The sequence below is a fragment of the Blastococcus colisei genome, from assembly GCF_006717095.1.
Classification (GTDB): domain Bacteria; phylum Actinomycetota; class Actinomycetes; order Mycobacteriales; family Geodermatophilaceae; genus Blastococcus_B; species Blastococcus_B colisei.
In genome coordinates this window covers 817,962-836,952 of the sequence record NZ_VFQE01000001.1, presented here as the reverse complement: position 1 = coordinate 836,952, position 18,991 = coordinate 817,962, and the positions used below count along the sequence as shown (strand labels likewise).

The 18,991-nt window shown below is 73.0% G+C and carries 18 protein-coding genes; 4 read left to right on the top strand and 14 right to left on the bottom strand.

Annotated features, from left to right (window positions below):
• Positions 1-169: 169 nt before the first annotated feature.
• Positions 170-1,219: a BMP family lipoprotein gene (locus tag FHU33_RS04040; protein WP_211354996.1), complete on the bottom strand. Its 1,050-nt coding sequence runs from the start codon at positions 1,217-1,219 to the stop codon at positions 170-172.
• A 264-nt stretch (positions 1,220-1,483) separates the two neighbouring features.
• Here FHU33_RS04040 and FHU33_RS04035 point away from each other — a divergent pair, with 264 nt between their 5' ends.
• Positions 1,484-2,776: a D-alanyl-D-alanine carboxypeptidase family protein gene (locus tag FHU33_RS04035; protein ID WP_142024196.1), complete on the top strand. Its 1,293-nt coding sequence runs from the start codon at positions 1,484-1,486 to the stop codon at positions 2,774-2,776.
• Here FHU33_RS04035 and FHU33_RS04030 read toward each other — a convergent pair.
• The 4 genes from FHU33_RS04030 to hisC form a co-directional block, all read right to left on the bottom strand.
• Entirely contained in the window at positions 2,697-3,662 is a 966-nt protein-coding gene (locus FHU33_RS04030) for a YihY/virulence factor BrkB family protein (protein ID WP_246063251.1), read from the bottom strand. The two genes, FHU33_RS04035 and FHU33_RS04030, sit on opposite strands and share 80 nt — an antisense overlap.
• A gap of 55 nt (positions 3,663-3,717) precedes the next feature.
• Entirely contained in the window at positions 3,718-4,284 is a 567-nt protein-coding gene (locus tag FHU33_RS04025; RefSeq protein ID WP_142024195.1) for a 2'-5' RNA ligase family protein, read from the bottom strand.
• On the bottom strand, positions 4,281-5,279 hold the full coding sequence (gene trpS, locus FHU33_RS04020; RefSeq protein WP_246063880.1) for a tryptophan--tRNA ligase: 999 nt from the start codon (positions 5,277-5,279) through the stop codon (positions 4,281-4,283). Before trpS ends, FHU33_RS04025 begins: the two co-directional genes overlap by 4 nt.
• A gap of 89 nt (positions 5,280-5,368) precedes the next feature.
• Positions 5,369-6,481 carry a histidinol-phosphate transaminase gene (hisC, locus tag FHU33_RS04015; RefSeq protein WP_142024193.1) on the bottom strand — a complete coding sequence of 371 codons (1,113 nt, stop codon included), beginning with the start codon at positions 6,479-6,481 and terminating at the stop codon, positions 5,369-5,371.
• A gap of 74 nt (positions 6,482-6,555) precedes the next feature.
• Here hisC and galE point away from each other — a divergent pair, with 74 nt between their 5' ends.
• Complete coding sequence (gene galE / locus FHU33_RS04010) at positions 6,556-7,512, top strand: UDP-glucose 4-epimerase GalE (protein ID WP_142024192.1); 957 nt, start codon at positions 6,556-6,558, stop codon at positions 7,510-7,512.
• An 80-nt stretch (positions 7,513-7,592) separates the two neighbouring features.
• Here the strand turns inward: galE and FHU33_RS04005 are convergent, their stop codons facing one another.
• Entirely contained in the window at positions 7,593-8,921 is a 1,329-nt protein-coding gene (locus FHU33_RS04005) for a hemolysin family protein (RefSeq protein WP_142024191.1), read from the bottom strand.
• 260 nt (positions 8,922-9,181) lie between these two features.
• Here FHU33_RS04005 and FHU33_RS25670 point away from each other — a divergent pair, with 260 nt between their 5' ends.
• Positions 9,182-10,048 carry a CAP domain-containing protein gene (locus FHU33_RS25670; RefSeq protein ID WP_246063250.1) on the top strand — a complete coding sequence of 289 codons (867 nt, stop codon included), beginning with the start codon at positions 9,182-9,184 and terminating at the stop codon, positions 10,046-10,048.
• A gap of 139 nt (positions 10,049-10,187) precedes the next feature.
• On the opposite strand, the gene FHU33_RS03995 is transcribed toward FHU33_RS25670, so the two are convergent.
• The 3 genes from FHU33_RS03995 to FHU33_RS03985 form a co-directional block, all read right to left on the bottom strand.
• Positions 10,188-11,402 carry an NADP-dependent isocitrate dehydrogenase gene (locus FHU33_RS03995; protein ID WP_142024190.1) on the bottom strand — a complete coding sequence of 405 codons (1,215 nt, stop codon included), beginning with the start codon at positions 11,400-11,402 and terminating at the stop codon, positions 10,188-10,190.
• Between the two features lie 38 nt (positions 11,403-11,440).
• Complete coding sequence (mdh, locus tag FHU33_RS03990) at positions 11,441-12,394, bottom strand: malate dehydrogenase (RefSeq protein ID WP_142024189.1); 954 nt, start codon at positions 12,392-12,394, stop codon at positions 11,441-11,443.
• A 72-nt stretch (positions 12,395-12,466) separates the two neighbouring features.
• Positions 12,467-12,766, bottom strand: coding sequence for a DUF3017 domain-containing protein (locus tag FHU33_RS03985; RefSeq protein ID WP_142024188.1), 300 nt, complete (start codon positions 12,764-12,766; stop codon positions 12,467-12,469).
• A 154-nt stretch (positions 12,767-12,920) separates the two neighbouring features.
• On the opposite strand from FHU33_RS03985, the gene FHU33_RS03980 reads away from it, so the two are divergent.
• Positions 12,921-13,475: a hypothetical protein gene (locus FHU33_RS03980; RefSeq protein WP_142024187.1), complete on the top strand. Its 555-nt coding sequence runs from the start codon at positions 12,921-12,923 to the stop codon at positions 13,473-13,475.
• On the opposite strand, the gene FHU33_RS03975 is transcribed toward FHU33_RS03980, so the two are convergent.
• From FHU33_RS03975 to FHU33_RS26130, 5 genes are all read right to left on the bottom strand, one after another.
• The gene (locus tag FHU33_RS03975) at positions 13,472-14,113 is read right to left on the bottom strand and encodes a pentapeptide repeat-containing protein (RefSeq protein ID WP_142024186.1); all 642 of its coding nucleotides are present in this window, start codon (positions 14,111-14,113) and stop codon (positions 13,472-13,474) included. The two genes, FHU33_RS03980 and FHU33_RS03975, sit on opposite strands and share 4 nt — an antisense overlap.
• Positions 14,114-14,115: 2 nt before the next feature.
• On the bottom strand, positions 14,116-15,666 hold the full coding sequence (gene purH / locus FHU33_RS03970; protein ID WP_142024185.1) for a bifunctional phosphoribosylaminoimidazolecarboxamide formyltransferase/IMP cyclohydrolase: 1,551 nt from the start codon (positions 15,664-15,666) through the stop codon (positions 14,116-14,118).
• Complete coding sequence (gene purN, locus FHU33_RS03965; protein ID WP_142024184.1) at positions 15,663-16,289, bottom strand: phosphoribosylglycinamide formyltransferase; 627 nt, start codon at positions 16,287-16,289, stop codon at positions 15,663-15,665. The genes purH and purN overlap by 4 nt, the downstream gene beginning before the upstream one ends.
• A 44-nt stretch (positions 16,290-16,333) precedes the next feature.
• A complete protein-coding gene (locus tag FHU33_RS03960; protein WP_142024183.1) occupies positions 16,334-17,509 on the bottom strand; it encodes a cell division protein PerM in 1,176 nt (391 codons plus the stop codon).
• Between the two features lie 83 nt (positions 17,510-17,592).
• Positions 17,593-18,738, bottom strand: coding sequence for a hypothetical protein (locus FHU33_RS26130; RefSeq protein WP_211354995.1), 1,146 nt, complete (start codon positions 18,736-18,738; stop codon positions 17,593-17,595).
• Between the last annotated feature and the right edge of the window lie 253 nt (positions 18,739-18,991).

The following is an 18,991-nucleotide window of genomic DNA, read 5'->3' as shown; positions in this document are numbered from 1 at the left end:
TCGCACACCGGCGGACCTGCGGGCGCCGGGGGCCGGGGGCCGGGGACCACCCGGGTCGGCGACAGCGCCACCGTCGGCATCACGACGGCGGGCCCGGGCAGCGTGCGCCCGGACCCGCCGTCGGATCGACCGAGGACGCGGGCCCGCCGGAGCGGGCCCGCGTCCGGCGTCACGGAGTCGTCGGGACCTCGATGTCGCCGTCGACGATCTGCTGACGGTAGTCGTCGATCTGGTCCTGGATGTCATCGATGAAGCCACCGGTGGTGGCCAGGCCGACGCCCTCCGTGGACAGGTCGTTGACGATGTCGGTGCCACCCTCGACGCCGCCCTCGACGAAGTCGGCGATGAACGCATACACGGCGTTGTCGACCCGCTTGAGCATGGACGTCATGATCACGGCCTGCAGCGCCGGGTCGTCGACCGTCTGGTACTGGTCGGAGTCGACACCGATCGCCCGGCCACCGGAGGCCGCGGCGGCGCGGAACACGCCCGTCCCCGAGCCACCGGACGCGTGGTAGACGATGTCGGCGCCGGCATCGAACATGCCCTGCGCCAGGATCTCGCCGCGGGCGGGATCGTTGAACCCGGAGAAGTCACCGGCCGGCGAGATGTACTGGCTGTTGACCGTGATGGCCGGGTCGACCGCTGCCACGCCGGCCTCGAAGCCCGCCTGGAACTTCTGGATCAGGGGGGTCTCGACGCCGCCGACGAAACCGACCTGCCCGGTCTCGGACTTCAGCGCCGCGGCCACGCCGGCCAGGAAGGAGCCCTGCTCCTCGGCGAACAGCAGGCCGGTGACGTTGTCGCCCTTGTACTCCGGCGCGTCGACCGAGCCGTCGACCTGCGCGAAGGTGGTGTCCGGGAAGTCGGCCGCCACGTCACCGAGGACCTCGTCGTAGGCGAAGCCGACCGCGATGACCGGGTTGAAGCCCTCCTGGGCGAGGTTGGCGAGGCCCTCGGCGCGGTTGGAGCCGTCGTCATTCGGGCTGAACTCCTGGACCGTGCCGCCGAACTCGTCGATCGCCCTCTCGACACCGGCGTAGGCCGAGTCGTTGAAGGAGCGGTCGCCGCGACCGCCGGTGTCGTACGCCAGGCCGATGCGGAGCTCCTCGCTGCCGCTACCGCCGGTCTCGCTGGCGGTGCCGCCGGGCTCTTCGTCGCTGGCACAGGCCGACAGGGCCATGCCACCGGCCAGCAGCAGTGCCGCAGCCTTCGTCATCCGCGCTCGGCGCAAGACGATCTCCTCTCTGGGGGGGCGCGCGTCCACTCGTCACGGTGCGCCCCGATCGGGTCAGAAATCCTTCGGCCCCGGCCGCCGGGCCGGACTCGATCGCTTCAGGACTGAGGAACGCTAACTGCGTCCGGGGCGGACGCCACCGCCTCGCTCAGGACTGAGATGCGATCGTTGCGAACCAGCCGCCGGGCGTGAGCCGTCTCACCCCATCGGGTGCGACGGGGACGGCGGCGCCTACGGTGCCTGACCATGGAGCGACGCCTGCGGCGGGCGAGGTGGCCGGTGGCCGCCCTGGTCGCGGCGGCGGTCGTCCTTCCCGCGGCGGCGCCTGCCGTTGCCGACGACGCACGGCCCACGGTCGACCCGTCCGCACCGACGCCGACCGCCCCCTACGTCGGCCGCCCGCCCCAGGGCTCGGCACCCGACGGCCGGACGGTCGGCGGCGAGGACCTGGACACGCGCGGCACCGTGGTGGCCGACGGCGCCCCGCCCGTGCCCGACGGCCTGGCAGCGAACGGCTGGCTGGTGGCCGACATCGGCAGCGGTGAGATCCTCGCCGCCCGGGACCCGCACGGCCGCTACTACCCGGCCAGCACGCTGAAGACCCTCACACTGCTGACCCTCGCACCCCTGCTCGACCCGGCCACCGTGGTGGAGGGCACGGTCGAGGACGAGAACATCGAGGGCAGCCGGGTGGGCCTGGTGCAGGGCGGGCGGTACCCGGTGTCCCTGCTGCTGCAAGCCCTCGTCCTGCAGTCGGGGAACGACGCCGCCAACGCGCTGGCCCGAGCGGCCGGCGGGATCGACGTCACCCTCGCGGCCATGAACGAGACCGCCGAAAGCCTCGGCGCCTACGACACCGTGGCCGGCACCCCGTCAGGTCTCGATGTGGCCGGCCAGTCGTCCTCGCCCTACGACCTCGCGCTCGTCTTCCGCGCGCTGCTGGCCGATCCGGTGACGGCCGCGGTGCTCACCACGCCGACCGCCGACATGCCCCCGGTCGAGGGCCGCTTCCCCGGCTACCAGATCCAGAACCAGAACCCGCTGGCGGCGACCCCCGGCAACCTCGGCGGCAAGACCGGCTTCACCGACGCCGCCCGCCACACCTTCGTCACCGCCGCCGAACGCGATGGCCGCCGGCTGGTGGTCAGCGTGATGGACACCGAGAACGTCCCGCTGCGCGCGGCGGACCAGGCGGCACTCCTGCTCGACTGGGGGTTCGCCGTCCCGGCCGGTGTCGACGGCGTGGGCACGCTCGTGACCTCCGGGGAACTCCCGCCGCTCCCGTCCCCGACGAGCACCGCGCCGCGGACCCACCCGCCGGTGCCCGTGCCGCAGGCGGTGGAGCCCGACCCGGCCGGGACGTCCCCCTGGGTGCCGGTGGCCCTCGGCGGAGGTGCACTCGCGATCGTCACCGCGACCCTCGTGGGGCGCCGTCGGGCGGTGCGGGTGGTCCCGGTGCTCAGGCCATCACCGGACGCTCCTGCCGGGGCGGGCTCACCGCCTCGATCCGCCGGAGGGTCGACGTCCAGGCGGCGGTGAAGAACGCGAAGCGGGCCACCAGGTTGATCCACACCAGCAGGCCCACCGCGCCGCCGAAGGCCGAGGCCGTGACGCTGCCGGAGATCAGGGACAGGTAGAAACCGCCGATCAGCTTGAGCACCTCGACACCGGCTGCGCCGAACAGCGCGCCGGGCAGCAGCAGCCGCAACGGGTGGTTGACCGACGGCACGACCCGCAACAACCAGAGCAGGACCAGGGTGTCGGCGGCCATGGCGAGCGCGATGCCCAGCACCCAGGTGAGCACGGCCAATGCCGGCTCGTCGGCGATCCCGAGCAGCTCGAAAACCCACGATGTCGCGTAGGTGATCCCTCCGGTGAGGCCCAGACTCGCCATTCCGACCGCACCCAGCGCCACCAGCGCCACGATGTCCTGGAGGTTGTCGCGCAGGACGTGGGGCTCGTCGGCGTGGCCCTTCCAGATCCGCTCCATGCCGATGCGGAGCTTGTCCATGGCCCGCAGCCCGGCGTAGACGAAACCCGCCAGCGCGATCAGCCCGATGAAGCCTGCCCCGTCGATGGAGCTCCGGAGCTGCCGGACCAGCTCCTGTCCGATGGAGCCGGGGAACGTGTCGCGGATCGCGGCGAACAGTTCCTGCTGCAGCAGCTCGTTGCCGGCGAGGACCAGCCCGATGACCGAGGCGATCAGCAGGAGCATCGGGAAGAGGCCGAGGAACACGAAGTAGGTGACGCCGGCGGCCATGAGGTCGCCCTGGGTGCGCTGGTAGCGGCCGCCCGCACGGGCCAGGTGGTCGAACCAGTGGTGCCGCCGGCGCTGCGCGTCGATGGTGGCCTCGAACCGGGAGTACAGCCGGGTCCACCACGGCGTCCGGACGGCGGACTGCTCCGGAGGCGCGGCGGAACTCACCGCCCGAGTCTGGGGCCTGGCCTCTCGGTCCGCGCGCGCTGCAGCGCGGGGCGCTTCAGTGCTCGGGGCCGGTGAGCGGGTACTCGCGGGCGACGGCCCACGCCCCCGTGGCGGTCTGCTCGAACTCGGTGAAGGCGGTGACCCGGAACTCGGCGGACAGGTCGGCCAGGCCGGTGTAGGCCAGCTCCAGCATGTCCTCGGGGACGTCGTGGGCCACGGTCACGTGGGGGTGGTACGGGAACGCCAGCGACCGTGCCAGCGGGCCGCGGCGCACGTCGTTGGAGAGCAGCTCGCAGTTGCCGATCCCCCGGGCCACGGCCACGAACACGACGTCGGACACCGGCCTGAATGTGCCCGTCCCCGAGAGGTGCATGTCGAACGGCGGATGGCAGCGGGCCACCTCCGCGAGGTGGGCGCTGATCAGCGTGCGGTCGGCGACGGCGACCTCGGTGGGCGGCAGCAGGGTGACGTGCGGAGGCACCTGGTTCGCCTGCGGGTCACCGACCTTGGACCGCCAGTCGACCAGCAGCTGGGCCCACGGCTCGGGCACCGGGACGACGATGCCGACGACGGCGTTCTCCGGTCGTGTGCTGCCGCGCGGCACGAAGGTGTCGTCGTTCACCGGGGTGCCCCTGCCGGGGAGAGGAACCCGGTCCGCTGGTAGACGTCGGCGACCGTCGCGGCGGCGACCTCGCGGGCCCGCTCCGCCCCGCCGGCGAGGATGCGCTGCAACTCGGCCGGGTCGTCCAGCAGCTCCTGGGTGCGGCTGCGGACCGGGGTGACGAAGTCGGTGACGACCTCGGCCAGCTCCTTCTTCAGGTCCCCGTAGCCGCGGCCGGCGAAGTGCTCCTCCAGCTCTGCGACGCTGCGGCCCGAGAGGGCGCTGTGGATGGTCAGGAGGTTGGTGACGCCCGGCTTGGCCTCGGCGTCGGCCACGATCTCGCGGCCGGTGTCGGTGACCGCGGAGCGGATCTTCTTCGCCGTCACGTTCGGCTCGTCGAGCAGGAAGACGCAGCCGGCCGGAGGCAGGCTCTTGCTCATCTTCTTGTCCGGCGACTGCATGTCGAGGATCTTCGCCGCACCCGGCGGGATGTGGGCGGCCGGCAGCGTGAGCGTCGGCCCGTAGCGGCTGTTGAACCGGGTCGCGAGGTCGCGGGTCAGCTCGAGGTGCTGACGCTGGTCCTCGCCGACCGGCACCTGATCGGCCTGGTAGACGAGGATGTCGGCGGCCTGCAGGACCGGATAGGTGAAGAGCCCCACCGAGGCCCCGGACGTGCCCTCCCGCTGGCTCTTGTCCTTGAACTGCGTCATCCGGCTGGCCTCACCGAAGCCGGTGAGGCACTCCAGCACCCACGACAGCTGCAGGTGCTCGGGCACGTGGCTCTGCACGAACAGCGTACTGCGCTCCGGGTCGACACCGAGGGCGAGCAGCTGCGCGGCCGAGACCATGGTGTTGCGCCGCAGCACCGCCGGGTCCTGCTGGACGGTGATGGCGTGCAGGTCGACGACGCAGTAGAAGGCCTCCGCCGAGTCCTGCAGCGCCACCCACTGACGCAGCGCGCCGAGGTAGTTCCCGAGGTGGAAGGAGCCCGCCGTCGGCTGGATGCCGGAGAGCACACGGGGCAATGGCGTTGGGTGCGGGGCCACGTCGGCCATCAAACCAGCCGGGCGGGCCAGATGAACCGACCTCCCCCGTTCCGGTGGCGTCATGGGACGGTGGCGCCGGCCCGTACGTCGTCCAGCGCGGCCAGGAAGACGTCGTCCTCCTCGGGGGTGCCGACGGTGACGCGGATGCCCTCCCCGGCGAAGGGGCGGGTGATGACCGCCCGTGCCTCCAGCGCCGCAGCGAGGCCCGCCGCCTCCTCCCCCACTGCCAGCCAGACGAAGTTGGCCTGGCTGTCGGCGACCTCCAGCCCGCGCTCGCGGAGGGCGACGGTCAGCCGGTCCCGCTCGGACACGACGGCGGCGCAGCGGGCCCGCACCTCCTCCTCGCTGGCCAGCGCGGCGACCGCCGCCGCCTGGGCGAGCATGGACACGCTGAACGGCACGTGCGTCTTGCGGACGGCCTCGGCGACGGCCGGGTCCTCGGCGACCAGGTAGCCCACCCGGAGCCCGGCCAGGCCCCAGGCCTTGGAGAAGGTGCGCAGGACGGCGACGTTCGGCCGGCCGCGCATGAGCTCGATGCCGTCCGGGACGTCGGGGTCGGTCACGAACTCGCGGTAGGCCTCGTCGAGGACGACGAGGGTCTGCGCGGGGACGGCGTCGAGGAACCGCTCGAGCTCCGCCCGCCGCACCGCCGTCCCGGTGGGGTTGTTCGGGTTGCACACGAAGACCAGCCGCGTGGTGTCGTCGATCGCGGCGAGCAGCCCGTCGAGGTCGTGGGTGTCGGCGGGCCCGCCCGGGTGACCGGGCACCAGCGGCACCTGGACGGCGCGGGCGCCGGCGACCTGGGCGAGCAGCGGGTACATCTCGAACGAGCGCCAGGCGAAGGCGATGCTCGTGCCCGGGTCGTTGTAGGCCTGCGCCAGCTCCTGGCACAGGGTGACCGCCCCGCAGCCGGTGGCCACCTGCTCCGGGCCGACGTCGTAGCGCTCGGCCAGCGCCCGGGTCAGGACGACGGCGCCGTTGTCGGGGTACCGGTTGGTCTCCGCGGCCGCCGCGGTCAGGGCCTGCACGACCGCCGGCAGGGGCGGGAAGGCGACCTCGTTGCTGGCCAGCTTCACGGCACGGTCCACGCCGATCTCGCGGGCGAGGTCGGCCGGGTTGCGTCCGGGCTTGTAGGCCGGCAGGGCCCGCACGGCGGGGCGTGGGCTGACCACGGGACGGTGCCTCCTGACCAGGCCGGTGGCCTGTGCTGTCGAGCGCACGGTTCCGTCACACCTAGGGTGACGCCATGCGCGTACTCGTCGCCGGTGGAGCCGGCTACATCGGCAGCGTAGTGACGGCGGCGCTGCTGGCCGACGGCCACGAGGTGACGGTGCTCGACGACCTGTCGACCGGCCACGCCGACGCGGTCCCCGAGGGCGCGTCCCTGGCGGCGGTGTCCCTGCACGACTCGGCGCCGGTGCTGGCCGACGTCCGGCCCGAGGCGGTGCTGCACTTCGCCGCCAAGTCGCTGGTCGGCGTCTCGCAGCAGCGACCGCACGAGTACTGGGACACCAACGTGGGCGGCTCGCTGGCGCTGCTGGAGGCGATGCGCGCGGCCGACTGCCGCCGGATCGTCTTCTCCTCCACCGCCGCCACCTACGGCGAGCCCGAGTCGGTGCCGATCCGTGAGGACGCACCGACGAGGCCGACCAACACCTACGGCGCCTCGAAGCTCGCCGTCGACCACATGCTGACCTCGTACGCGGTCGCCCACGGGTTCGCGGCCGTGAGCCTGCGCTACTTCAACGTCGCCGGCGCCGCCTACGGCCTCGGGGAGCGGCACACGACCGAGACGCACCTCATCCCGCTCGCGTTGCAGGTCGCGGCCGGCCGGCGGGAGTCGCTCACCGTCTACGGCCAGGACTACCCGACGCCCGACGGCACCTGCATCCGCGACTACGTGCACGTCGAGGACCTCGCCGACGCGCACCTGCTGGCCCTGCCGGCCCCGGCCGAGGGCGAGCACCGGATCTACAACCTGGGCAACGGCACCGGCTTCTCTGTGCAGGAGGTCGTCGACGCCGCGCGCGAGGTGACCGGGCACCCCGTTCCGGTCGTCGTCGGCGACCGGCGGGCGGGCGACCCCGCGCAGCTCGTGGCCTCGAGCGACCGCATCCGGTCCGACCTGGGCTGGACCCCGAAGCACACCGATCTCGTCGGGATCGTCCGCGACGCCTGGGACGTGGCGCGGTCTCGCGGCTGACCCCCCGGGCATAGGAACCTTTACCTATGGCCCAAGCCCCTTGAACCGCAGGCATAGGTTCCTATGCCTGGTCCTGGAGCTCAGCTCGTCGCGTTCTCGCCGGCCGCCGCCCCGTCGTCCGTGGGTGCCGGCGGGGGGCTGACGAGGATCCGGGCGATGCGCCGGCCGTCGAGCTCGACCACCGAGAGCGACCGCCCCTCGACCTCGACGGTGTCGCCCGTCTCCGGCAGCCGGCCGAGCTCGGCGAGGACGTAGCCGGCGACGGTCTCGTAGGGGCCGTCGGGCAGCTGCAGGCCGGTGGCCTCGGTGAAGTCGTCCAGGTTGAGCAGGCCGTCCACCTCGCGGGGTCCCCCGGGGGGCTGACCGGCCTCCCGGCCGACCTCCTCGTCGTACTCGTCGTAGATCTCCCCGATGACCTCCTCGATGAGGTCCTCGAGGGAGACGATCCCGTCGGTGCCGCCGTACTCGTCGACGACGATCGCCAGGTGGTGGTTCTCCCGCCGCATCTCGCTCAGCGCGGTCAACACCCCCGCCGTACCGGGCAGCCGCTTCACCTCGCGGGCGAGATCGCCGACGGTCGCGGCCCGGCCGGCCGGGTGGTTGGGCAGGAAGAGGTCGCGCACGTGCACGAAGCCGACGACGTCGTCCTGGTCGCGGCCGGCCACCGGGAAGCGTGACCAGTTGGAGTCGGCCACCAGCTTGGCGGCACGACTGGCGGTCATCGAGCCCTCGAGGAACGCGACCTCCGTCCGGGGAGTCATGACCTCCCGGACCTCGCGCTCGCCGGCCCTGAACACCTCGTCGATCAGCCGGCGCTCGTCGCTGCTGAGCGACTCGTGCGCGGCCACCAGGTCGCGCAGCTCCTCCTGACTGATGGACTCCCCGCTCTGCTTCGGGTCACCACCGAAGAGCCGGACCATGACGTCGGTGGATCTGGAGAGGAGCCAGATGATCGGCCGCGACAGCTTGGCGATGGCGTTCAGCGGGGCGGCGACGAGCAGCGCGAACCCCTCGGCCCGCTGCAGGGCCAGTCGCTTGGGCGTCAGCTCGCCGACGACCAGCGACAGGTAGCTGATGGCGATCGTGACCAGGACGAGCGCCAGGGTGCCGGCCAGGCCTTCCGACACCCCCCGGCCGACCAGCCAGTCGGCGAAGGGTTGCGACAGGGTGCTGGCACCGAATGCGGCCGAGAAGAACCCGGCGAAGGTCACCCCGACCTGGACCGCGGCCAGGAACTGGTTGGGATCGCTGAGGAGCTTCTGCACGGCCTTGCCGCGCCGTCCGGCCTCGGCCATGGCGCGGACCTGCGACTCGCGCAGGGAGACCAGAGCGATCTCCGCTCCGGCGAAGACACCGCCGATCATGATGAAGACGACGACCATGACGATGCTGAGCCAGACGTCGCTCACCGGCGGCGTACTCCTCGGGGTTTCGGTGGGTGGGGCGCGGTCGCGTCCATGGTGCCTGGTCGCGAGACGCCGGGGTGCCGAGCGGGTGCCGTGGCGCGTCCACCTGGGGATTCACGAAGCTGCCCGTGACGTTTCTCTCGGGGACTCACGGTCACCTTGCGCGCACCGTTAGTCTCGACGCGATAACGAATCGTGATCGATCGCTCTCGTGAGGTTATGCCGTGCACCACGTCCCTGCGGGTCCTCCGCTCACTGCCCGCATGACTCGCGCACTCATCCGCTGGGCGCGGCTCGGTCGCCGCGCGTCCGGGCACCGGGGCGCGCGGCTGGCGCTGAGTGCGGCGCTCAGCACGGTGATCACCGCACTGGTCCTCGCCGTCCCGGTGATGGCGGGCACGGGGCCGAACTCCCCGGTGGTGCTCGGCCAGGACGGGCAGGCTCTGTCCTCGCGCGCGTTCGCCGGCCTGACGTCGACCGCGACGTTCTCCTCGACGACGGGTGAGGCCACCGCCGCACCGTCGCCGACCGACGCGCCGGCCGGGGCGCCGACGACGGCGCCGCCCCTCAGCGCGCCGCTCCCGACCACGCCGGCGGTGCCCGACCCGGTCACCTCGGCACCGGCCGCGCCGCCGGAGCCGGCTGCCGAGCCCGCTCCCGAGCCGGCTGCCGAGCCCGCTGACCCGTCGCCCGAGCCTCCCGCCCCCGCTCCGGAGGCCCCCGCACCCGCACCGGTGGCTGCTGCCGCGGTGCCGGCGTCCGGTGGCGTCGAGGACCAGGTCCTGGCCCTGGTGAACACCGAGCGGGCGGCCGCCGGCTGCGGACCCGTCTCCGCGGACGCCGGGCTGACCGCGGTCGCCCGGGCGCACAGCGAGGACATGCGCGACCGCGGGTTCTTCGACCACGTCAACCTCGACGGGCTCGACCCGTTCGACCGCGCCGACCGCGCCGGCGTTTCCGCGCGGGCCGAGAACATCGCCCGGGGCCAGCAGTCCGCCGCCGAGGTCATGACCTCCTGGATGAACAGCTCGGGGCACCGGGCGAACATCCTCGACTGCGGCCTGACCCGTCTCGGGGTGGGCGTCGCCCAGGGCGGCGGCGGCCCCTGGTGGACCCAGCTCTTCGGCTGACTCCGAGCCTCACGCAGGAGCCGTGGCGGCGAGAAGACGGCCGCGGCACGACGCTCATGCGCAGTGGTCCTACCTCCGGGCGTGCGACGGCCCCCTCACCCGGTGGGTGAGGGGGCCGTCGACGGTCAGCTCAGGGCACTCAGGCCATGGCCTTCTGCAGGTTGGTGTCGATGGCCGCCAGGAAGTCCTGGGTGGTCAGCCACGGCTGGTCCTTGGAGATCAGCAGTGCGAGGTCCTTGGTCATCTGACCGCCCTCGACGGTGTCGATGCAGACCTTCTCCAGCGTCTCGGCGAAGCGGGTCACCTCGGGGGTGTTGTCCAGCTTGCCGCGGTGGGCGAGGCCTCGGGTCCAGGCGAAGATCGACGCGATCGGGTTGGTCGACGTCTCCTTGCCCTGCTGGTGCTGCCGGAAGTGGCGGGTCACCGTGCCGTGGGCGGCCTCGGCCTCGACGGTGCGGCCGTCGGGGCTCATCAGCACCGAGGTCATGAGGCCGAGCGAGCCGAAGCCCTGGGCCACGGTGTCGGACTGCACGTCGCCGTCGTAGTTCTTGCAGGCCCAGACGTAGCCGCCCTCCCACTTCAGGGACGCGGCCACCATGTCGTCGATCAGCCGGTGCTCGTAGGTGATCCCGGCGGAGTCGAACTTGTCCTTGAACTCGGCCTGGAAGACCTCCTCGAACAGGTCCTTGAAGCGGCCGTCGTAGGCCTTGAGGATCGTGTTCTTGGTCGAGAGGTAGACCGGGTAGCCGCGCTGCAGGCCGTAGTTCATCGAGGCCCGCGCGAAGTCGCGGATCGAGTCGTCGAGGTTGTACATCGCCATCGCGACACCGCCGCCGGGCGACTGGAACACCTCGTGCTCGATCGGCGCAGAGCCGTCGGCCGGCTGGAAGCTGATCGTCAGCGTCCCCTCACCGGGGAACTTGAAGTCGGTGGCACGGTACTGGTCACCGAAGGCGTGGCGGCCGACGACGATCGGCTTGGTCCAGCCGGGCACCAGCCGCGGCACGTTCTCCATGATGATCGGCTCGCGGAAGATGACACCGCCGAGGATGTTGCGGATCGTCCCGTTCGGCGAGCGGTACATCCGCTTGAGACCGAACTCCTCGACGCGCGCCTCGTCGGGCGTGATCGTCGCGCACTTGACGCCGACGCCGTGCTTCTTGATGGCGTTCGCGGAGTCGACGGTGATCTGGTCGTCGGTCGCGTCCCGCGCCTCGATGCCCAGGTCGTAGTACTCCAGGTTGACGTCGAGGTACGGGAGGATCAGCTGGTCCTTGATGAACTGCCAGATGATCCGGGTCATCTCGTCGCCGTCGAGCTCGACGACGGTGCCCTCGACCTTGATCTTCGCCACGTGCGGGTCCCTCTCTACATGCTCCGAGCCGGAAGGGCTCAGAGGTCGGCTACGTCAGCCTGCTTGGCGCGCACGGCCTCGGCCGCCTCGCGCAGCCCGGCCAGCTCGCTCTCGGACAGGTCGCCCTCGACGACCTTCCGGACACCCTGTCGGCCGATCTCGGCCTCGACGCCCAGGTAGACGCCGTTGATCCCGTACTCGCCGTCGACCCAGGCGCAGACGGGCATGACCGCGCCGGAGTCCTCCATCACGGCGCGGGCCATGCGGGCGGCGGCCGCCGAGGGCGCGTAGTAGGCCGAACCGGTCTTCAGCAGCGCCACGACCTCGGCGCCGCCGTTGCGGGTGCGGTCGACCAGGTGCTCGATGCGGTCGGCGGCCAGCACGTCGGACAGCGGCTTGCCGTCGACGGTGCAGCGCGAGGGCACCGGGACCATGGTGTCGCCGTGCGAGCCCAGGGTCAGGGTCTGCACGGAGGACACCGGGACGCCGAGCTCCTCGGCCACGTTGTTGCTGAAGCGCGCGGTGTCGAGCATGCCGGCCTGGCCCATCACCCGGTTCTTCGGGAACTGGGTGGCCAGCTGCGCCAGCGCGGTCATCTCGTCCAGCGGGTTGGACACCACGATGATCACCGCGTCGGGTGAGGTGGCGGCGATGTTCTCCGCGACCGAGCGGACGATCTTCGCGTTGGTCTCGATGAGGTCCATCCGGCTCATGCCGGGCTTGCGCGGGAGTCCCGCGGTGATGACGACGACGTCGGAACCCTCGGTGCCCTCGTAGGAACCCCCGCCGACCCCGACGACCCTCGTCTCGAAGCCCTCGATGGGTCGCGACTGGTTCATGTCCAGCGCGATGCCCTCAGGCTTGCCCTCGACGATGTCGGTGAGCACGACGGTCTCGAAGATGTCGTACTCCGCGAGCCGGAGTGCAGTGGTCGAGCCGTAGAAACCGGCACCGACGACGGTGACCTTGCCCTTCCGCGACTTCTCTGCCATGGCCGTCAACCTATCGCCGCACGGGCGTACCCGCCGACCGGCCCCCTCCCCGAGCGTGCGCGAGGTCCTTCCTCAGGCGGCCGGGATCATCAGGGCGATGACGGCGAGCGCGAGACCGGCGCCCGTCATGAGGACGAAGTCCACCGGCCGGCTGCGCACCGCGAGGAACCCCGCACGTCGCACCGGCAGGAGAAGCCGCAGGACGCCCGCACCGCCGAGGGCCAGACCGACGATGACCAGCCCCTGGCGCCAGTGCCCGAGACTGACGAACAGCAGCCCCGTGGCCACGAAGCCGAGGACCACCAGCAGGGGGAGCTGACGCAGCAGCCCGGCGAGGAAGGGCCGGCGGACGTAGAGCGGCGGACGGGTCATGGTCGGGGAATCCGGGCCGCGGCCGTCGCCTTGCCGTCGAGGATCGTCGCGGGCACACCGGACAGTCTGCCCGAGAAGCCCCGCGGATCACTGCGCGGTCCTACGCTCGCCAGGAGAGGGCACCCCGCGCCCCCCGACCGCCGGAGGTACGCACATGACCGAGCGCGAACCCGACCGACCCGGCACGTCGCCTGCCGGCGCGACCGCCTACCCGCCCTCGCGGGACCGCGCACCCGCCGGAGACACGGCTCCCGACTACTCCGACCGGCCGGTCGCGATCCGCGGGCCGGAGAGCCTGGGCGGTCTGCTGCTGATCCTCGCCGGGATCGCGGCCGCCATCAGCCTGGTCCTGGACTGGCTGGCCGACGGCGACATCTCCGGCTGGGGCCTGGTCCGGAACGGCTTCGACGACCTCGGCGGGATCTTCGACGACGGCCTGTGGCAGCCGCTGGCGATCGTGCTCGGCGGCGGGGTGCTCTTCCTCCTCGGCCTGATGCTGTGGCTGCCGATGAAGTCCCACCGTTTCCTGGGGTTGCTGGCGCTGCTGGTCAGCGCCGCGGTGACGGCCGGGGTCCTGGTACCGCTCGCGGACGCCGACTGGGACCTCGGCTTCTTCGGGCCGGGCTTCTGGTGCGCGATCGCCGTCGCCGTCCTCGGCCTCCTCGGCAGCCTGAAGGCGCTGGTCAGCCGCCGGCGGTACGCCCGTTAGCCCGACACGACGGCGCCGTGGGCAGCGGCGAACTGGACGGCCTGGCTCAGGTCGATCCGGACGCCGGTCAGCTCGAACGCGCGCCAGTTGATCCCGTCCGTCGAGGTGCCCCTCAGGTCGGCGCCGCGCAGCTTCGCGCCCTGCAGGCGGGCCCGGTCCAGGTCCGCGTTCGTGAGGTCGCTCCCGCGCAGGTCGGCGTCGGTGAAGTCGGCCTCGCGGAACCGCTGCCCGGAGAGGACCAGCGCGGAGAGGTCCGCGCCCCGCAGGGAGGCGTAGCTCCAATCGCACTCGGTCGCGGTCATCGGCCGCAGCTGGGCGCCCGGGAACTGCGAGCCGGTCAGCTTGCAGCCCTCCCAGGTGGCGTCGATGAGCCTGGCCCGGTCGAAGCGGCAGGACAGGAACGCCGATCCGAGGTGCCGGGAGCCGGCCATCCGCACCCCGGTGAGGGCGCACTGGTCGAACACGCAGCGCCGGGTGACCAGCTCCTCCAGCCCGGCATCGTCGAACCGGCACCGGGTGAACGTCACGCCGTCGAGCTCGGCACCCCACCAGTCGACCCGGGCGAAGTCCGCACCCTCGATCTCCGCACCGGCCTCGGGGGGACCGACCTGTGGGCGGGACGAGTAGCGCTGCGCCACGACTAGTGCGCGAAGTGGCGGGTGCCGGTGAGGTACAGCGGCACGCCGGCGGCCGCCGCGGCCGCGACGACCTCCTCGTCCCGTACCGAGCCACCCGGCTGGACGACGGCGCGCACCCCGGCCTCCAGCAGGACCTGCAGCCCGTCGGCGAACGGGAAGAAGGCGTCCGAGGCCGCCACCGACCCCACGGCCCGCTCCCCCGCCCGGGACACGGCCAGCCGAGCGGAGTCCACCCGGTTGACCTGGCCCATGCCGACGCCGACGGTGGCCCGGTCGTGCGCCAGCAGGATCGCGTTGCTCTTCACCGCGCGGACCGCGCGCCAGGCGAACACGAGGTCGTCGAGACCGGCGGCGTCCAGCGGCTCGCCGGTCGCCAGCCGCCAGGTGGTGGGGTCGTCGCCGGGAGCGTCGAGGCGGTCCTTGACCTGCAGGAGCAGGCCGCCCCCGATCGGGCGCATCTCCGCCCCCGGCGCCGGCAGGTGGGGAAGCCGCAGCAGCCGGACGTTCTTCCTGCCGGTCAGCACGCGCACCGCGTCGTCGGTGAAGGACGGCGCGACGACGACCTCGGTGAACACCTCCGCGACCTGCTCGGCCATAGTCAGGTCGATCTCCCGATTGGCCGCGATCACGCCGCCGAAGGCCGAGAGGGGATCGCAGGCGTGGGCCTTGCGGTGCGCCGCGGCGATGTCGGTGCCGACGGCGATCCCGCACGGGTTGGCGTGCTTGATGATCGCGACGCAGGGCTCCGCGTGATCGTGCGCGGCCCGCCAGGCGGCGTCGGTGTCGACGTAGTTGTTGTAGGACATCTCCTTGCCGTGCAGCTGCTCGGCGTGCGCCAGCCCCGGCTGCCAGCTGCGGTACAGCGCCGCGCTCTGGTGCGGGTTCTCGCCGTAGCGCAGGACGTCGGCCCGCTCCCAGCTCGCGCCCACCCAGGCCGGGAAGCCGCTGTCGTCGTCCGGAGCCACCACGTTGCCCAGCCACGAGGCGACGGCGATGTCGTAGGACGCCGTGTGCCGGAACGCGGCCGCGGCCAGCTTCTGCCGCTCGGCGAGCGTGAAGCCGCCGTTGCCGACGGCGGTCAGGACGTCGCCGTAGCGGGCGGGGTCGACGACGACGGCGACCGAGGGGTGGTTCTTCGCCGCGGCCCGCACCATGGCCGGGCCGCCGATGTCGATCTGTTCGACGCACTCGTCGGGGGTCGCGCCCGAGGCGACCGTCTCCGTGAACGGGTAGAGGTTGACCACCACCAGGTCGAACGGGGCGATCCCCAGCTCGCCCAGCTGCGCGACGTGCTCCGGCTTGCGACGGTCGGCCAGGATCCCGGCGTGGACGGCGGGGTGCAGCGTCTTCACCCGGCCGTCCAGGCACTCGGGGAAGCCGGTCACCTGCTCGACGGGCGTCACCGGGATGCCGGCCTCGGCGATGCGCCGGGCGGTGGCGCCGGTGCTGACCAGCTCCACGCCGGCGGCGGCCAGGCCCGCGGCCAGCTCCTCCACGCCGGTCTTGTCGTAGACGCCCAGCAGGGCACGGCGGATGGGGGTGCGGTCGCTCATCGGTCGCTCTTCCTCGTTCCTCGCTGTGACATCCGATCGGGGGCGACGAGCTGCGCCACCGTCTCCACCAGGAGCTGGCGCTCCACGCCCTTGATCCGCTCGTGCAGGCCCGCCTCGTCGTCGTCGGGGAGGACAGCCACCTCGCGCTGGGCGAGAACCGGGCCGGTGTCGAGGCCGGCGTCGACCAGGTGCACGGTCGCGCCCGTCACGGGAACCCCGGCGGCGAGGGCGTCCCGCACGGCGTGCGCGCCGGGGAAGGCAGGCAGCAGCGCCGGATGGGTGTTGACCAGCCGACCGCCGAAGGCCGCCAGCACGGCCGGGCCGACCAGCTTCATGAACCCGGCGGAGACGACGAGGTCGGGCCGGTGGTCGGCCAGCATGCGGGCCAGCGCACGGTCCCAGGCGCCGCGGTCGGGATGCTCGCCGAGCGCGCAGGTGAACGTGGGGATACCGCGCCGCCGGGCGTGCTCCAGCCCGGCGGCGGCGCGGTCACTGCCGACGACGACGACCTCGGCCGGGTAGGCGGGGTCGTCGGCCGCGGCGAGGAGCGCCGCGCACAGCGAGCCGCTCCCGGACAGCAGGACGGCGACACGGGCCCGCGGGACGGACACGGGTGCGGGCACGACCACGACCCTAACCGCGGGCCGGGAGCTCCGGACAGGACGGCTCAGCCGTGCGCGCGCCAGCGGCTCACGGCGGCGCCGACGGCCGCCGCGATCCCGGCCTGCGCCGCGATCGCGATGCCGGTGGCGACCGGGGGCGCGCCGACCTGCGCGAGGGCGCCGTCACCCAGCGAGCCGCCCGCCAGCCAGACCAGCAGCCCGCCCGCCACGCCCAGCAGCGCGCCGGTGAGGATCCCGTTCAGCCCGGCGACCACGGAGCCGCCGGCGTCGTCCCGCAGCCAGCGGCCCACCGTGACGCCGGCGACCAGCCCGGCGAGGGCCGGGATGACCTGGGACACGAAGGCGATCAGCGGGACCGCCTGCGTGTCCGGCAGCGCCGCGAGCATCGGCAGCGCGGGGACGGCGTCGAGCGTCACCCCGTGCACGGAGACCAGGGTTCCGGCGCCGACGTGGAATCCGGGACCGGCGGCCAGTCCCAGCACCGCGGCTGCGGCGTTGGGCAGGAGGATCAGGGCCAGACCGACCAGCCCGACCGCGCCGGCTCCCGCTCCGCCCAGCGAGCCCGACAGCGCGGCGTAGCCGCCGGCGTCGGACACCAGGGCGACGGCGACCACGACGGTGCAGAGCCCCAGTGCGGCCAGCAGACCCGCGAGGACTCCGCGCAGGACCGCTCGGACGGGTCCCCGGTCCAGCGTCTCGTCGAGCAGACCGGACTCCCGGACCACGCCCCATCCGGCAGCGACCACCGCGAGCACCGTGGCGCCGACCACCGTCCGGACGAGGCCGACCCGGGCCTCGGGCGCGTCGACCGCGAGAGCCAGCACCACCGTGAGCAGCACGTGCACGCCGGCGACGACACCGGCAGCCCGCCCGGCGTCCGTCGTGCTGAGCGGGGCACGGAGCCGGGCCACCCCGCGGCCGGCCTGGGACAGCCCCCAAGCCAGGCCCAGGGTCAGCAGGAGTGGCGCGAGGACCAGGGGCCCGGAGGCGATGCGCAGTTCCCCGCCCTGCGCGAGAAGCCACAGCCGGCCGGCCAGGACGATCGAGTTCCCCACGGACCGGCCGCCGACGGGGTCGAGGGTCTGGACGACGACGAGTGCCAGCGCCAGCCCGGCCAGTGCGGCGGCGCTGACGGCGACGGACGCCGCCCCGGCCAGACCGACGAGCGGAATCGCGGCCACGTGGTTACCCCGGGGCAGGCGGGCGAGCAGGGAGACCACGCCCCCACTCTCGCAAGTGCTCGCGACGGACGTGGCCGCACGCGCCGGGACCGTCCCCGATATCGGTCGTCCCGTCGCGACGGTCAGGCGGTGGGCCGCTCGTCGGGACCGGGAGTACCCGAACCCTCACCGGACGCGGTCGAGCCCCCGGGGGTCGGGGGCGCGGACGGCGGCGGAGGCGACGACGAGGACGGTTGCTGCGCCTGCCGGCCATAGGGCTGACCCGGCTGGTCGTGGCCCGGCTGTCCGTGACCGCCCTGGCCGTAGGGCGGCTGGCCGGGCCCACCCTGACCGTAGGGCTGGTGGGGAAACACCTGCTGCTGACCGAAGCCCGGCGCCGGCTGGCTGGCCCATGGGGCCGCGTCGGCCACGTGCCCGGGCAGCGCCGGGCGGTTGCGGATCTCGGGCACGAGCAACAGGCCGGCGACCACGAGGATCCCCGTCGCCGTCAGGAATCCCAGCAGCGCCCAGATGGAGAAGCCGCCGTCCAGGGCGTCGAGCCACGCGAAGAGCGTGAGCAGCCAGCCCAGTCCCGCCAGGCCCACGGTGATCCACGAGCGCGGGAAGCCGAGCGTCATCGTGACGAAGGCCGGCAGAACCGCCCACGCCGTCGCCAGGAAGAACAGCACGAAGGCAGACGTGACCTGGCCGAGCTCCCAGCCGCTGAGCTGGAAGCCGAAGAACTCGTTCCCGAAGGTCACCCAGGGGAAGAACGCCAGGACGAAGAAAAGCAGCGTGCCACCGACGAGGACGTAGTCGGCGATCTTCAGCCGCTTGAGGTCGACGGAGAAGGTGATCCCGGGTCCGGCGGGGCGGGCGTAAGGGTTGTGCCCGGGCCCGTAGCCCGGCTGCCCGTAGCCACCCGGATATCCCGGGGGCCCGTAGCCGGGAGGCGGCCCGTAACCCGGCTGTCCGTAGCCGCCCGGATATCCCGGGGGCCCGTAGCCGGGAGGCGGACCGTAACCGGGAGGCGGCCCGTAGCCCGGAGGCGCGTAACCGGGGGGCCCGTAGCCCGGGGGCGCGTAACCAGGGGGCCCGTAGCCCGGTGGCGGCTGCTGCCCGTATCCGGGCGGAGGCTGCTGGCCGTAGCCCGGTGGGGGCTGCTGGCCGTGAGGGGGCGGCGTGCCGTACCCGGGTGGCGGGCCCTGAGGGGGCTGCTGCTGGGAGTGCCCGTGCTCCGGCTCCGGCTGCTCACCGGTGGGCGGCTGGGGAGGCTGGCTGGCGGTCATCGCAGGGCTCTCCTCGCAGAGGATCGGAGGTGTCCGAGGCGGATCGTCACCGCCCCGCGAGAGGTCCGGCAACGACGCCACGCGCGTCGTCGTCCGACCGTGATCTTCGCAGGGCGCCGGGGACGCCGCTGCCCGGTGCCCCCAGGCGGGGACACCGGGCAGCCGGTGACGGTGGTCCTGTCAGGAACCGACGATGCCCGTGGTCTGCTTCCGCGCCCTGGTCCGCTCCTCGCTCGCCGGCGCTCGCTGCGAT